This window comes from Longicatena caecimuris, assembly GCF_004341945.1.
In the GTDB taxonomy this organism is placed as follows: Bacteria; Bacillota_I; Bacilli_A; order Erysipelotrichales; family Erysipelotrichaceae; genus Longicatena; species Longicatena caecimuris.
This window is the reverse complement of sequence record NZ_SMBP01000004.1, coordinates 43,235-58,710: the sequence shown is the minus strand read 5'-3', so window position 1 is coordinate 58,710 and position 15,476 is coordinate 43,235. Positions and strand designations below refer to the sequence as shown.

General features: G+C 33.9%; 13 protein-coding genes, 1 other RNA gene and 1 other annotated feature. Of the genes, 12 read left to right on the top strand and 2 right to left on the bottom strand.

Annotated elements, in window-relative coordinates; all coding sequences use genetic code 11:
- Nucleotides 1-25 precede the first annotated feature (25 nt).
- Nucleotides 26-1,723: an ATP-binding cassette domain-containing protein gene (locus EDD61_RS03530; protein WP_132224031.1), complete on the top strand. Its 1,698-nt coding sequence runs from the start codon at nucleotides 26-28 to the stop codon at nucleotides 1,721-1,723.
- A 49-nt stretch (nucleotides 1,724-1,772) separates the two neighbouring features.
- On the opposite strand, the gene EDD61_RS03525 is transcribed toward EDD61_RS03530, so the two are convergent.
- Complete coding sequence (locus EDD61_RS03525) at nucleotides 1,773-2,030, bottom strand: zinc ribbon domain-containing protein (RefSeq protein ID WP_132224029.1); 258 nt, start codon at nucleotides 2,028-2,030, stop codon at nucleotides 1,773-1,775.
- 215 nt (nucleotides 2,031-2,245) lie between these two features.
- On the opposite strand from EDD61_RS03525, the gene yaaA reads away from it, so the two are divergent.
- The 11 genes from yaaA (at nucleotide 2,246) to EDD61_RS03470 (ending at nucleotide 14,706) form a co-directional block, all read left to right on the top strand.
- Nucleotides 2,246-2,449 carry a S4 domain-containing protein YaaA gene (gene yaaA, locus EDD61_RS03520; RefSeq protein ID WP_008690234.1) on the top strand — a complete coding sequence of 68 codons (204 nt, stop codon included), beginning with the start codon at nucleotides 2,246-2,248 and terminating at the stop codon, nucleotides 2,447-2,449.
- Nucleotides 2,446-3,546 carry a DNA replication/repair protein RecF gene (gene recF, locus EDD61_RS03515; RefSeq protein ID WP_008690232.1) on the top strand — a complete coding sequence of 367 codons (1,101 nt, stop codon included), beginning with the start codon at nucleotides 2,446-2,448 and terminating at the stop codon, nucleotides 3,544-3,546. Before yaaA ends, recF begins: the two co-directional genes overlap by 4 nt.
- Nucleotides 3,547-3,556: 10 nt before the next feature.
- Nucleotides 3,557-5,503, top strand: coding sequence for a DNA topoisomerase (ATP-hydrolyzing) subunit B (gene gyrB, locus EDD61_RS03510; RefSeq protein WP_008690230.1), 1,947 nt, complete (start codon nucleotides 3,557-3,559; stop codon nucleotides 5,501-5,503).
- 18 nt (nucleotides 5,504-5,521) lie between these two features.
- Nucleotides 5,522-8,056 carry a DNA gyrase subunit A gene (gene gyrA / locus EDD61_RS03505; protein ID WP_008690229.1) on the top strand — a complete coding sequence of 845 codons (2,535 nt, stop codon included), beginning with the start codon at nucleotides 5,522-5,524 and terminating at the stop codon, nucleotides 8,054-8,056.
- Nucleotides 8,057-8,066: 10 nt separating this feature from the next.
- Nucleotides 8,067-8,277 (top strand) — a binding site (T-box leader).
- Nucleotides 8,278-8,316: 39 nt separating this feature from the next.
- The gene (gene serS / locus EDD61_RS03500) at nucleotides 8,317-9,603 is read left to right on the top strand and encodes a serine--tRNA ligase (protein ID WP_008690228.1); all 1,287 of its coding nucleotides are present in this window, start codon (nucleotides 8,317-8,319) and stop codon (nucleotides 9,601-9,603) included.
- 699 nt (nucleotides 9,604-10,302) lie between these two features.
- Nucleotides 10,303-10,398: signal recognition particle sRNA small type (gene ffs, locus EDD61_RS03495), an RNA gene on the top strand.
- Nucleotides 10,399-10,418: 20 nt separating this feature from the next.
- Nucleotides 10,419-10,892, top strand: coding sequence for a tRNA adenosine(34) deaminase TadA (gene tadA, locus EDD61_RS03490; RefSeq protein ID WP_132224027.1), 474 nt, complete (start codon nucleotides 10,419-10,421; stop codon nucleotides 10,890-10,892).
- A gap of 77 nt (nucleotides 10,893-10,969) precedes the next feature.
- A complete protein-coding gene (gene dnaX, locus EDD61_RS03485; protein WP_008690226.1) occupies nucleotides 10,970-12,775 on the top strand; it encodes a DNA polymerase III subunit gamma/tau in 1,806 nt (601 codons plus the stop codon).
- 5 nt (nucleotides 12,776-12,780) lie between these two features.
- A complete protein-coding gene (locus EDD61_RS03480) occupies nucleotides 12,781-13,089 on the top strand; it encodes a YbaB/EbfC family nucleoid-associated protein (protein ID WP_008690225.1) in 309 nt (102 codons plus the stop codon).
- Nucleotides 13,089-13,679: a recombination mediator RecR gene (recR, locus tag EDD61_RS03475; protein WP_008690224.1), complete on the top strand. Its 591-nt coding sequence runs from the start codon at nucleotides 13,089-13,091 to the stop codon at nucleotides 13,677-13,679. The genes EDD61_RS03480 and recR overlap by 1 nt, the downstream gene beginning before the upstream one ends.
- 85 nt (nucleotides 13,680-13,764) lie before the next feature.
- Entirely contained in the window at nucleotides 13,765-14,706 is a 942-nt protein-coding gene (locus EDD61_RS03470) for a hypothetical protein (protein ID WP_008977945.1), read from the top strand.
- 201 nt (nucleotides 14,707-14,907) lie between these two features.
- On the opposite strand, the gene EDD61_RS03465 is transcribed toward EDD61_RS03470, so the two are convergent.
- Nucleotides 14,908-15,453, bottom strand: a complete 546-nt coding sequence (locus EDD61_RS03465) for a CYTH domain-containing protein (RefSeq protein ID WP_132224025.1) — start codon at nucleotides 15,451-15,453, stop codon at nucleotides 14,908-14,910.
- Nucleotides 15,454-15,476: the final 23 nt, after the last annotated feature.

The window sequence follows — 15,476 nt, the reverse complement described above, 5'->3', positions numbered from 1 at the left end:
GTATCTTAAAAACGGCGGTGATACTATGAAAAAAGAAAAGCAATTTTATCGAAATATACTTCTAACGATTTTATTGCATAAAAAATTATATGTAGGTTTATGGATATTCTTTTGTTTGTTACTTGTTTTTTTACAAATATTATTTGCCTTAGTTTTTCAAAATTTAATAGATGCTATTACAGCAATGAAGCTTGATGATTTACAAATACAAATTATCTATACATGCATGGTAATTAGCGGTATGTGTGTTTGTAAATATCTACGTCAGATACTTTATGCCAAATTTCAAAAAGAAACTTTTCAATATATGAAAGCTCTCTTGATGAAAGCTATTTTCAATAAACAAATTGCTATATTCCATGAAGTTCCTGACAGTACTTATTTAACATATTTATCTTCATGTATGACGGAAATACAAACAAAGTTTTTTGATTCTCTACAGGCTATGTTATATGATATTCTGTTATTTTTAGGAGCTGTTTTTGGTATTTTTTATCTGAATATGATGATGGGATGCGTCATTCTACTTATGACTCTGATGAATATCTGTGTTCCTTTCTTAACGCGCAAGAAAATCATGACAAGAACCGAAAAATCACTTCATATGAATACCATTTTCCTAAGCTATATGAAAAACATCATCAAAGGTGCAGATACGGTGAAATTCTATGGAATGGAAGAAGCCATTCATACACAATTTTCTGATATGAATAAAAAACAGGAAACTTGTAAATATCAGCTACAGACAGTCCTTTGTTTATCTGATACGATCATTTTTTTATTAAACTATGTTACTGTATGTGTACCTTGGTTTATTGGTGCTTATTTAGTGCTTCATGGTGCGTTTCATTTAGGTACCTTAATGGGAATCAGTCAGCTTAATAATAATGTAGCCTCACCTTTACAAGACTTTTTCACTAGATCATCCTTATGGCAATCTGGTCTAAAAGTAATGAAGGAAGTATTGCATACGATTGATTTACCGATGATTGATCATACGAATAAAATTGATGATGTAAGATCAATTACATTACAATCAGTTTTTTATAGCAGTCGGCATCATAAAATCTTACAAGACATTAATTTAACATTTAAAACAGGTAAAAAATATTTATTGATTGGGGAGAGCGGAAGTGGGAAAAGCAGTATTTTAAAAATGCTGTTGCGCTATGATGCACCTGATAAAGGTAGTATAAAAATAAATGGAGAATATGAGGTATCACAAATAGCAAATGTATATGAAAATATGCATATTATTACGCAAGATCATTTTCTTTTTGAAGCCACGCTTTTACAAAATTTGACGCTTTATCAAACCGATATTCGTGAAGATGAAGTAATTACAATAATGAAAAAAGTAGGCTTATCACATCTCATCAAACGGCTTCATGATCAAATAATCGAAGATAAAGTTCATTTCAGTGGCGGGGAAAAACAAAGAATTGCGATTGCCAGAGCTTTGTTACATCCATCCAAGGTATTACTTGTAGATGAGGCTTGTTCCTCATTGGATGGCATCATGGGACACCAAATAGAAAGCTTATTGCTTACACTTGATGTTGCTATCTTGATTGAAGTGGCTCATCATGTGTATCCTGATTTGTTACCTTGTTATGATGAAATAATTTGGATGAAAAAAGGACAAATTTATAAGTTAGGCTCTTATGAATCTTTGTATAAAGATAAAGAATTTTGTCACTTTCTGAATTTAACAGAAGTATGAAAAAAAGCTGATCATCAACTTTTTTAAGTTTAAGAAAACAGCAATGCTTTTACTTTTTCCAACGTTTTAAAAGAGGCATATAGGAAGCAATCATATTTCTTATTTCAGTTTCACTTTTTTCAGGCATCTCTTCCATCATTGGTTTTACACAGAAATCAATCATTTCTTCCATCGTACAATCTGCTGTAAAGTTTCCTTCTTTCATACAATACATGCAGTATTTCTCGTTCTTTGAACCATCGGCATTACTTCCTAAAACATCTTCAGATAACGGCATGCCACAGCTCTGACAAATGGCTTGTTCCATCTTCATCATCCTTTCTTTGTACCCTCATTATAAACAAGGTATCTTGACATCATTCTGTCATATTTAAAATGTATTTTCGCTATTATTTTTACTAAATTTGCATATATAAAAATACTTATGGAACTTTCTGAAAAAAGATAGCAAACCTTATAAAAAACCAACAAAAAAGCCTTAAAATATGATATAATATATAAGAATGTGAGAGTGGTTTTAGAATGAATATCAAGTTAAGCAGCGAGTATGTTACTCTGGGCCAGTTGTTAAAGATGGCAGACTTTATTCAAAGCGGCGGAGAAGCTAAATTTGCCGTAAAAGAGCTTTCAATTTATGTAAATAAAGAGAAAGAAAATCGTCGTGGCAGAAAGCTTTATCCCGGTGATGTCATTAACATTGAAGGAACAATCATAACATTGTCATGAGAGTTTCTGAAATCAGACTGCATGATTTTCGCAATTATGAGGATTTACAAGCTGTTTTTTCTGATGGCATTCATGTGCTGGCAGGAAAGAATGCACAAGGCAAAACAAATTTGTTGGAAGCATTATTGTATCTTTCTACGACCAGATCACATCGGACAAATACAGATAAAGATTTGATCAGAGAAAAAAGCGAGGCTTTTTTTATTCGGGCTAAAATTGAAAAAGAGCATAAAAAAGAAGATATTCAAATTACGGTGAATGAAAAAGGTAAAAATCTCTTTATTTATCAAAATCCGGTAAATCGCGTAAGTGATTTTATCGGTGAATTTAATGCCGTAATGTTTTGTCCGGATGATATGTCATTATTTAATGCCTCTCCTCGCGTCAGAAGACGCTTTGTGGACATGGAATTAAGTAAGATAAGTAAAAAGTATGTGAGTACGCTTTATGTGGCTTTAAAGCTCTTAAAAGAGCGTAATGCATATTTGAAACAAGAACATGTAGATAAGGCTTATTTAGAAGTCTTGACCTCACAGTTGATTGAAGAAGAAGTTGTGATCATACAACAGCGACATTATTTTTTAAAGGAACTATTAGAAAAATGTCAAAAATTTTATAAAGAACTCTCACAGGATGATACGCTACTTAATATTTCCTATGACAGCTGTATTCCTTTTGATGAAGATAAAAATGTCATGAAAGAAGCTCTGCAAAAAAAATATGCAAAACATCTTGCTCGTGATATCTATCTAAAACAAACAATCATTGGTATTCATAAAGAAGATTTTACTTTTATGATCAATGACAAGGATTTAGCAACCTATGCATCACAAGGTCAAAAAAGAAGTGTCTTATTGGCTTTGAAAATAGGGATGGTTTATATGATACGTGATATCATACAAGAATTTCCAGTATTATTGCTGGATGATGTATTCAGCGAACTGGATGTGTATCGAAGAGAAAAACTGTTAACGTCGTTACCTGCCGAAGTGCAAATCTTCATTTCTACCACAGATACGACGGAAGCAGAAAAAATACGAAAACTGCGTAAGGTTACCTTATGGAAAGTAGCCAATGGAACATTACAGAGATGTTAGGAGGATGTCTATGGATGAAAATCAGATGAAAGAAATCGAAGAAATGGAAAACATCAAGGTTGATCATTCCTATACTGCGGATGATATACAGGTGTTAGAAGGTCTTGAGGCAGTACGAAAAAGACCTGGTATGTATATTGGTTCCACCAGTGAAAAGGGTCTTCACCATCTTGTATGGGAAATTGTGGATAACTCCATTGATGAGGCCTTAGCAGGCTTTGCGACAGATATTGATATTGCGATTGAAAAAGATAATATCATACGTGTTGAAGATAATGGTCGAGGTATGCCTACAGGCATCGTTGAAAAATCAGGAATTTCCGGTGTGGAAACGATATTTACCATTTTACATGCCGGCGGTAAATTCGGCGGTGGTGCGTATAAGGTATCCGGTGGTTTGCATGGTGTTGGTGCCAGCGTTGTTAATGCTTTGAGTGAATGGCTAGAAGTTACGGTATATCAAAATGGCAATATTTACTTCATGCGTTTTGAAAATGGCGGTAAAGCAGTTGAATCATTAAAGATTATCGGTAAGACAGATAAGCATGGTTCTATGGTACGCTTTAAAGCAGATCCAACGATTTTTACCGAAACGCAGGTTTATGATTTTGAAACATTGAATACCAGAATCCGTCAATTGGCCTTCTTAAATAAAAGTATTAAGTTGATCTTAACGGATGAACGTGAAGAAGAAAGAAAAGAAATCGTTTATAAATATGATGGCGGTATTCGTCAGTATGTAGAATATCTGAATCAGAATAAGAGTCCACTGCATGAAGAAGTTGTTTATGTAGAAGGTATTGAAGATGGTATCTTAGCAGAAATCGCTTTACAGTATAACGATGGCTATGTACCAAATATTTATTCTTTCTGTAACAACATTAATACAGCAGAAGGTGGAACACATGAGGATGGTTTCCGCTTAGCTTTAACCAGAATCGTCAATGCTTATGCCAGAGAAAATGGGATGATCAAAAAGGATGAAACCTTAGCCGGCGATGATGTGCGTGAAGGTTTAACGGCTATTATTTCCGTTAAACATCCAGATCCACAATATGAAGGACAGACGAAGACAAAGCTAGGTAATTCAGAAGTTCGTAAAATTGTTTCCAGTATTCTTGGTGAACAGCTGGAAAAATTCTTCTTAGAAAATCCGGATACAGCAAAAATCATCATTGATAAATGTATCTTAGCCAGTAAAGCACGTATGGCTGCGAAAAAAGCCAGAGAGCTGACAAGACGTAAGAGTGCATTGGAAATATCTTCACTTCCTGGTAAATTGGCGGATTGTTCCAGCCGTGATGCATCGGAATGTGAAATTTATATTGTCGAGGGTGATTCTGCCGGCGGTAGTGCAAAACAAGGACGAAATTCTAAATTTCAGGCCATCTTGCCACTGCGTGGTAAAATCTTAAACGTTGAAAAAGCGCGTTTACATAGAATCTTTGAAAATAATGAAATTCGCTCTATGATTACTGCCTTTGGCTGCGGTATCGGAGAAGAGATGGATATATCGAAATTGCGTTATCATAAGATTATTATCATGACCGATGCCGATGTCGATGGTGCACATATTTGTACACTGATGCTAACCTTCTTCTATCGTTTCTTACGTCCTATTATTGAAGGTGGATATGTATATATCGCCATGCCTCCATTATTTAAGATTCAAAAAGGACAGCGTATTGAATACGTATATGATGAATCTAGCCGTGATCGTGTCATTGCGGAAATGGGTGAAAATGTAAGTATTCAGCGATATAAAGGTTTAGGAGAAATGAATCCGGAACAGTTGTGGGAAACAACGATGGATCCAGCCTTCCGTACATTGAAGAAAGTCAATATCAATGATGCGATGGAAGCAGATAAAGTCTTTGAAATGCTGATGGGTGAAGAAGTTGGACCTAGACGTGAATTTATACAGGAAAATGCTGTATATGCAGAATTGGATGTTTAACAGGAGGTGTATTTTTGAATGGATTTGAATAAAGATAAACTAAAAGAAGTTGATATATCAAAAGAGATGCGAAAATCCTTCCTGGATTACTCCATGTCTGTTATTGTAGACCGAGCTTTACCAGATGTTCGCGATGGCTTAAAGCCGGTACATCGCCGTATTCTGCATGCGATGAATGAGTTGGGTATTGTTGCCAGCAAGCCTTTTAAGAAGTCTGCACGTATCGTAGGTGAAGTTATTGGTAAGTATCATCCACATGGAGATACTGCTGTTTATGATGCTATGGTACGTATGGCACAGGATTTCAGTTACCGTTATATGCTTGTACAAGGTCATGGTAACTTTGGTTCTATGGATGGTGATGGTGCTGCAGCTATGCGATATACCGAGGCGAGAATGAGCAAGATTGCCATGGAATTGCTGCGTGACATTAATAAAAATACTGTAGATTTTGGACCTAACTATGATGGTGAGGAAACAGAACCTAAAGTTATGCCGGCACGTTTTCCTAATTTGATCGTCAATGGTGCTGTTGGTATTGCGGTAGGTATGGCAACCAATATTCCTCCGCATAATCTTACGGAAACAATAGACGCAACCTTTGCGGTTATGGATGATCCGGATATTACAGTCATGGAATTAATGGATAATTATATCAAAGGTCCAGACTTTCCAACTGGCGGTATTATTTTAGGTAGAAGTGGTATTCGTCAGGCATATGAAACCGGACGAGGTTCCATTATCACAAGAAGTAAATATCATGTGGAAGAAATGGGCAATGGCAAGAATCGTATCGTTGTCACAGAAATTCCATATCAGGTAAATAAAGCAAATCTAATTAGTAAGATTGCTGATTTAGTTCGTGAAAAACAGGTGGATGGTATTACCTATCTGAATGATGAATCGAATCGTGACGGTATTCGTATTGTCATAGAATTAAGAAAAGATGTACAGGTAGAAGTAGTGATGAATCAATTGTTCCGTCTGACATCTTTACAGACATCCTTTGGTGTCAATATGCTGGCATTGGTCAATGGTGCTCCAAAACAAATGGGCATTAAAGAAATGCTGCAGCATTATGTAGATCATCAGATTGATGTTGTTGTCAGAAGAACACAGTTTGATTTAAAGAAAGCTGAAGATCGTGCGCATATCTTAGAGGGTCTGCGTATTGCATTGGATCATATTGATGAAATCATTCGTTTGATTCGCGAAAGTCAAAATGATGCAGAAGCAAGAAGCGGTTTGATGGAACGTTTTAAATTAACCGAAATTCAGGCAAATGCAATCTTAGAAATGCGTCTTCGTCGATTAACCGGTTTGGAACGTGATAAGATTGAAAATGAATATCAGGAATTGTTAAAGACAATTGCTGATTTAAAAGATATCTTAGCAAATCATTCCCGTGTTATTCAGATTATTAAAGATGAATTAACAGAAGTAAAAAATCGTTTTGGTGATCCACGACGTACAGAAATCAGTGAAGCAGATTATTCCATGGAAGATGAAGATTTAATTCCGGTGGAAGATGTTGTTATCACAATGACAACAAATGGTTATATTAAACGTATGCCAATTGATACCTATCGTACACAGAATCGTGGTGGCCGTGGTGTCAAGGGAATGTCTGTGAATGAGGATGATATCGTTGAATTATTAACAACCATGTCAACACATGATTATCTGATGTTGTTCACAAACCTTGGTAAGGTTTATCGTATGAAGGGATATAAAATACCTTCTGCAGGTAGAACGGCGAAGGGTCTTCCAGTCGTTAATCTATTGAATCTGGATAAAGAAGAAAAGGTACGTGCTTTAGTACCGGTAAATCCGGAAAGTGAATCAGAATATCTGTTGTTTGTGACACAGAATGGTCTTGTAAAACGTACACCAATGAGTGAATTTGATTCGATTCGTCAAAATGGTAAGATTGCGATTACTTTACGTGATGATGATGAATTGATGGGTGTGAAGGAAACAACAGGCGATGATGAAATTATTATTGCCGGTTCTAATGGAAAGGCAGTTCGTTTCCATGAAGATGGTATACGTGCTATGGGACGTACGGCAAGTGGTGTCAAAGGCTTTAATGTCGATGGTTCCGTTGTTGTAGGTGTTGCGACTTCTAGAGATGGTACGCATTTATTAGCCGTTAGTGAAAATGGCTATGGAAAACGTACAGCTATTGAAGAATATCGTTTAACAACTCGTGGGGCAAAAGGTGTTAAGACAATTAACATTACCCAGAAAACAGGTGATTTAGTATCTGTAAGAGCAGTGAATGGTGATGAAGATGTCATGATCATTACAAATACAGGTATCATAATCCGTATTGCTGTTGAAAATATTGGTATTTATAGCCGAAATACACAGGGTGTAAAATTAATCAATGTTGGAGAAGATGAATCTGTAGCGAAGATTGCTATCGTTGATAAAGAAGAGGAAGCGGAAGATACGGCTGAAGTTTCGACAGAAACAGTTGAAAAAGCAGTAGAAACTGAAGAATCTGCGAAAGATGCCGTGGAACCAATTGACAACGAGAATAAAGAATGATATAAAAAATAAGAAAACGTCGATAAGGATAAGTAATAGAGTCTTTGAGCAAAGAGAGATAACGGCTGGTGTGAGTTATTGTCAAAGCTTTATGAAATCAACCTTGGAGTGAAGTAGTGAATAAAGTAGTTACTTCCGGTAGTACCGTTATCACTTGAGAGGATTCATAGTGTGATGCTATGAATTAAAAAAGGGTGGCAACACGAGGTATCGTCCCTTTCGGACAATACCTCTTTTTTATTTGTAAGGAGGATATAGCGATGTTAGATATGAAATTTTTACGTGAAAACGTAGATTCTGTAAAAGAGAACATGAAAAAGAAGTTTCAGGAACATAAGCTTGAATTAGTTGATAAAGTTGTCGAAATGGATAAAGTGAATCGCCAGTTAAAACAGCGTGGTGATGATCTGCGCGCAAAGCGTAATGCCATGAGCAAGGAAATCGGTGGATTGATGGCAAAAGGCTTAAAAGATGAAGCAAATGCAGTAAAAGCAAAAGTGCAGGCCATGGCAGATGAAATGAAAGAAATTGAAGAAAAAGAAGCGAAAATGGCTGCAGAAATAAAGGAAATCATGATGAAGATTCCTAACATGATTGATCCTAGTGTTCCTATTGGAAAAGATGATTCAGAAAATGTGGAATTACAAAAATATGGGGAACCAATCGTACCAGCTTTTGAAATTCCATATCATACCGAAATCATGGAACGTTTTAATGGAATTGATTTAGATAGTGCCAGAAAAGTTGCAGGTAATGGCTTCTATTATTTGATGGGAGATATTGCAAGATTACATTCTGCTGTTATTTCTTATGCAAGAGATTTTATGATTGAACGTGGCTTTACCTATGTGGTTCCACCTTTTATGATTCGCAGTAATGTTGTAACTGGAGTTATGAGCTTTGCGGAGATGGAAGGTATGATGTATAAAATTGAAGGCGAAGATTTGTATCTGATTGGAACAAGTGAGCATTCTATGATTGGTAAGTTCATTGATACGATTTTAGATGAAAAGGATTTGCCTTATACGTATACAAGTTATTCTCCATGCTTTAGAAAAGAAAAGGGAGCACATGGTATTGAAGAACGTGGTGTTTATCGTATTCACCAATTTGAGAAACAAGAGATGATCGTTGTTTGTAAACCAGAGGAAAGTGCAGATTGGTTTGTGAAACTTTATACGAATACTGTTGATTTATTTAGAAGCTTAGATATTCCTGTTAGAACTTTGGAATGTTGTTCAGGTGACTTGGCGGATTTGAAATGCAAGTCTGTCGATGTTGAGGCTTGGAGTCCAAGACAGAAAAAATACTTTGAAGTTGGAAGTTGTTCTAATCTAACAGATGCACAAGCAAGAAGACTTGGAATTCGTGTAAAAGGCAAAGATGGAAAATATTTTGCTCATACGTTAAACAACACAGTTGTTGCTCCTCCTCGTATGTTGATTGCTTTCTTAGAAAACAATCTGAATGAGGATGGAAGCGTAAATATTCCTAAGGTGTTACAGCCTTATATGGGTGGTACAGAAAAGTTAGTACCGAAGAAATAAAACATTGAGGAAATCACTTAATTTCCTCTTTTTTTGCGTTTTCAAGGCATTATTTTAAAAATCTTAAAAAGTAAGAAAAAGCTTTATTTAAAGGATTATTTTGAATAAAATGGAATGCTTTTACTGCTTGTGATTTGCATTGAAATACTAAGAGATTGGCAGTTGTATATCTCACTGCACATCATTTTTACATTTTAACCACTTTTTTTGTTTCACGTGAAACATTATTTAAAAATTGTTTTACATGAATTTAAATATTGTGGTAGTTTTTTACTAAATTTTAAAAATGAGAAAAATGATTTTTAATATTAAATTTAAATATCTAAATACCAAAGAAAAGTGTTAATGTTTTTCTTGTGTTACAATCTTGCAAAGAGTACTACGAATAAATTAAATGAAGTATAAAAAATTATTGATACATAGAAGCTATGTAGAAAAAAAGATAGATACGGTTCAGATAAAGAACGTTGCAGATAATTATATTAAATATGGTGTATTATTAAAAATCATATTTACTTTAAATAGTATTTAAACTGAAAATTGAAACAACTTTTTTTTAAAAAAAAATCATGTTCTATGAATTGTTTTTTAGTATGAAAAGCTATCATATTGATGTCCTCTATTTTATGTTTCCTTTTCATCTTTGTTACTACAATAAATTGAAAACAGATATTGCATTCAAATGAATATATGTTATAATATATAAGCTACTACAATGGTATCTACTGAATCAGGTCAGATTGGGAACAAAGCAGCCTTAAGGGAGCTCTATCATGTGTAGTAGCTTTTATTATACCGAAATGAAGGTGATAATCATGCATGAAAACTTTATGCTTGAAGCAATTAAAGAAGCTGAGAAAGCATTTGCTATCGATGAAGTGCCCATTGGCTGTGTTATTGTCTATCATAATAAAATAATAGCAAGAGCACATAATTTAAGAGAAAGTAAACAGTCAGCAATTGCACATGCTGAAATATTAGCAATTGAAAAAGCATGCAATATAATCGGAAGTTGGCGTTTGGAGGATTGTACTCTTTATGTTACTTTAGAGCCATGTCCTATGTGTAGTGGCGCAATTATCCAATCACGTATGAAAACTGTCGTGTTTGGTGCATATGATCCAAAAGGTGGATGCATAGAAAGCTGCATGAAAATGTATGAGACACCCGGTTTTAATCACTATCCCGAAACTATTGGCGGCATTTTGGAAGAAGAATGTGGAGCATTATTGAAACAATTCTTTAGGCAAAAAAGGAAACAAAAAAAAGCAAATACAAGCCCTAAATAGGTGAAAAGTATTTGCTTTTTTACTATATGAGAACATTGCTTTATGATATAATAAATAAGACAGAGAGCAGGTGAATTATGGCTTATAAGGCTTTATATCGTACCTATCGACCTAATAGTTTTGATGAAGTTTACGGTCAAAAACATATTGTCCAAACATTAAAACATGCTGTTGAACAAAATAAAATAGCACATGCTTATTTATTTTGTGGCCCACGTGGTACTGGTAAAACTTCTATTGCAAAAATATTTGCCAAGACAATAAACTGTACAGATGAACATACGAAGGCTTGTGGAAAGTGTGAAAATTGTATTGCTGTACAAGAAGGAAATCATCCAGATATTATTGAAATAGATGCTGCCAGTAATAATGGTGTTGAAGAAGTACGTACCTTAATTGAAAAAGTGAAATATGCACCTTTAAAAGGAAAATATAAAGTGTATATCATAGATGAGGTTCACATGATGTCCACTGGTGCTTTTAATGCACTGTTAAAAACGATTGAGGAGCCACCAGAACATGTTATTTTTATTCTGGCTACTACTGAGCCTCATAAAGTTTTACCTACAATTATCTCACGATGTCAACGTTTCGATTTTACTAAGATTCCAAGAAATGATATAGAAAATCGTTTACGAGATGTCTTACAGGGTGAACAATTAACATGTGAAGATGAAGTAATAAGAATTATTGCACAACTAGCAGATGGTGGTTTGCGTGATGCTTTATCAATTCTGGATCAATGTATTGCATATGCACAAAATGATATTAAGGTGCATCATATTAACGAAATATATGGAATTACCACAATAACAGAAAAACTTGAAATTATTGATGCCATCATCGATAAAGAAGCAGTGAATCTTTTAAATATTGTAGACACTTTGATTGAAAAAGGTATAGATATTAAACGATTGACAGTAGATCTGATTGAAATTCTAAAAGAATCAATTATTTTCGAATATACTAAAGATATAGGGTTATTACGTATATTAAACGGTGAAGAAGTCAATCATATGATTGAAAGATTGAGTCGCAAGAAACGTTTCGATATGATTCATCTCTTAATGGAAACATATGATAAATATCGCGGTGCAGCGAATGTAGGATCTTATTTCGAGGTTTGCTTATTGCAAATGTTGGATGATGATGTAATACAAAAAAATGAATCAGTACAGGTGTTGCCAGTAAAATCAGAAAGTAAACAAGCTATTATTAAACAAGATTTGAATAAGAATGTTTCACGTGAAACATTTGAACCTAAAAAGGAAAAGAAAATACTTGAAATACCTGAAGATGATGAACCATATGATTTGGATGTATCCATAACAGAAGACAACCAAGAACTTGAATTACATACTCAGGTGATTTCATCAGTAGATGTTCCTAATACATCTAAAACAATTAAACCTTTAGATGATGATTTTATTTTAGGACTATTGGCAGGGGCAAATAAACCAGAAAAGGCGCAAGACATAAAAGATTTCTATCGAATTGCTGAATATATGTTAGATTTAACATGGGCAAAGTCAGCAAATCTATTAAAAAATAGCATGATTGTCGGTAGTGGTAGTAACTACATCGTTATTAGTGTGGACAATCAGGCAGAAGCAAATGAAATCAATGAGGCAGATAGTAAAAATGAATTCAATGCATTTATACAAGAACTGCTGCATAAAAATAAAAAAATATTTGCTATTTCCAAAGAACATCAAACAAGAATTATTCGTGAATTTAAAGAACGAATGATAAACGGAACATTGCCTGAACCAATACAGATAGAAACTGTAAAGATAGAAAGAAAAGAGATTGTTGAGAAAACACAAGAAGAAACAATACTGGATTTATTCGGTGAAGAAAATATTATTATAACGGAGGAATAGATATTATGAATATGCAAAGCTTATTAAAACAGGCACAAAAGATGCAGAAAGAACTTGCAAAAGCAGAAGAACTTTTAAATGAACAGACATACGATTCTACCATGGGTGGTGGGGTTGTTAAAGTTACCGTAAAAGGAAGCATGGAAATTGAAACAATTTGTATTGATGAAGCATTATTAGAAAAAGATGGAAAAGAAGATTTAGAAGAAATGTTGAAATCAGCTATTAATGATGCATTAAGTAAAGCCGTAAAAGATAAAGAACAGAAAATGAATGCTTTAACAGGCGGAGTGAAAATGCCTGGAGGATTTTAATGTATCCAAAAAAGTTTGAGGCTCTTGTAGAAAGTTTTCGGAAACTTCCCGGTGTAGGAATGAAAACCGCAGAACGATATGCTTTTCAAACACTAGAGTGGGATGAAGAAACCTTAGATGGCTTTATACAAAGTTTAGCTGATATGAAAGACGGTCTGAAAAAATGTGAGGTATGCGGAAATCTGGCTGAAGGAGACTTGTGTGATATATGCAAGGATACAACAAGACAGCGTGATATTATCTGTGTTGTTCAAAGTCCTAAGGATGTAATTGCCATGGAAAAGACGAAAGAGTATGCAGGTGTTTATCATGTTTTAAATGGTGTAATATCCACAGCGAAAGGTATTTTACCTGAAGATATTAACATTGAAAGCCTATTGACACGTATTCAAGAAGATACAAAAGAAATTATTATCGCAACCAATCCGACGGTAGAAGGAGAAACGACTGCTTTATATCTCTCAAAGCTTTTAGAAAGCTATGATGTTACAGTCACACGTATTGCACATGGACTTCCTATGGGCGGTCATTTAGATTATGCAGATGAACTCACTTTAATCAAAGCAATTGAAGGTCGTAAAAAAATGTAAAAGAAATCGTGAGAAATCACGATTTTTCTATGTTTCAATTTCGATTACATGATAAAATAGATAAGAGAGAAAGAGGTGTTGTACGATGGCTTCCATTGCCTATATTACAGATAAAAAGATGATAGAATATCATAGACTGAATGGCAATCATTCCATCAATTTTTGGAAACCTAGCAATACCAAAAAAATCAGTGATTTTCATAATGGTGATTTATTATTTTTTCTGGCGAAGGGTACTGAAAAAGGAAAAAATAAAGAAAAAGGTCTAATCGGATATGGCAGACTACAAAAAAGCTATACACTGACATTTTCACAAATGTGGAATCGTTATGATACAAAAAACGGTTATCCAGATAAAGATTCATTAGAGGAAGCAATTCGTAAAGTAACAAAAAATCATAAACTTCCAGATTATTTAAATTGCCTTATATTAGAAAACTTAGTCTTTTTTCAAGCTCCCATTTATTTAAGTGAAATAGGCGTAGCTATTTCAAATAAAGTAGAGAGTTATATCTATCTTGATAAAGATGATATGTTTCTTACTTCAAAAATATTAAAATTAGCGAATGAAATAGGCTCAGATATGTGGTCATCCTTGTTTCACGAACAGACACATGATTTTATGATTGATGCACAAATAAATCTTGTGAATAATATACATGATAAAATTGCATGTGATATGTATAGTACGCATGATGTTCGTATGCTCTATAAATATGCAATTGCCATCATGAAGAATCATAACCAATATCAGTTTGTCAGCAATAGTAAAACAGAGTTTATAGAATATACGAAAGCGGGACTCATCTTGTATCTTCCTTGTATTGTGAATACTTTGGAATTTACGAAAAAGTTTCAATACATGTTAGGACACTATATGTTTTATTCTACATATATTGAGAAAAGTGAATTCAATACAACAATACAATTATGTCTGTTATTTAATCAAAAACTAAGTGACGAATACAGAGAGATATTATGTCAGTTACATATAAATTACGAAGAAAGGCTAGTCGATGATGACTAGCCTTATGAAATGAATTTGAATGTACATAACATAAAAAGAAATGGTAAAGATGGATGCTAACGATTTTATAATATGCTCATTCCTATAAGCTAACTTAAAGGCACAAACAGAAATGGAGAAAACGTGGTTATTCTAAATGAATCTTTGTTTCTATTGCATTTCTCATAGCAACATAGTAGTTACATTTTGAACAATCAAAAATTATAAACTGTTCATTGCTCTTTGAATTTTTGAAATACAATTTTTCTCATATACGACATTTATTTGTTTCATGATGTCTTGGAATATGGAAAGACCATCATGTTCCTTTTTATATTCATATTCAATTTCATAATCTGTTTTTCCATGATAGGTGCTGATATCGAAACATAGCTCAGCAAACTCACTTTCATAAACCGCTCGCTGCGTATGAAGTTCGGCTATCTTAAAAAAAGGACCTTGTAATTGATAACGATGTAATAGTTCCTGAATTTCTTCATCTTCTAAACTAGTAATAGCATTTTTCGGTACTGGCTTCTCAAATTCTAATAAACCTTCTTCACTTTGCATCTTCAATGTGAAAATATGCATACCATTGACATCACGAATACGCATTGCTCCTTTATGTTTACGAATCATTAAATCTTGAGTGTCATAATAAATATTTACTTGTTCATGAAATGGTGGTGTAGCAAAATTTTGATATAAATTATAAAATTGTTCCTTTGTGACGAGAACTTTATACTCTTTTTCAATATTGTTATTCATCTTATATCACCCAAATGTTATAA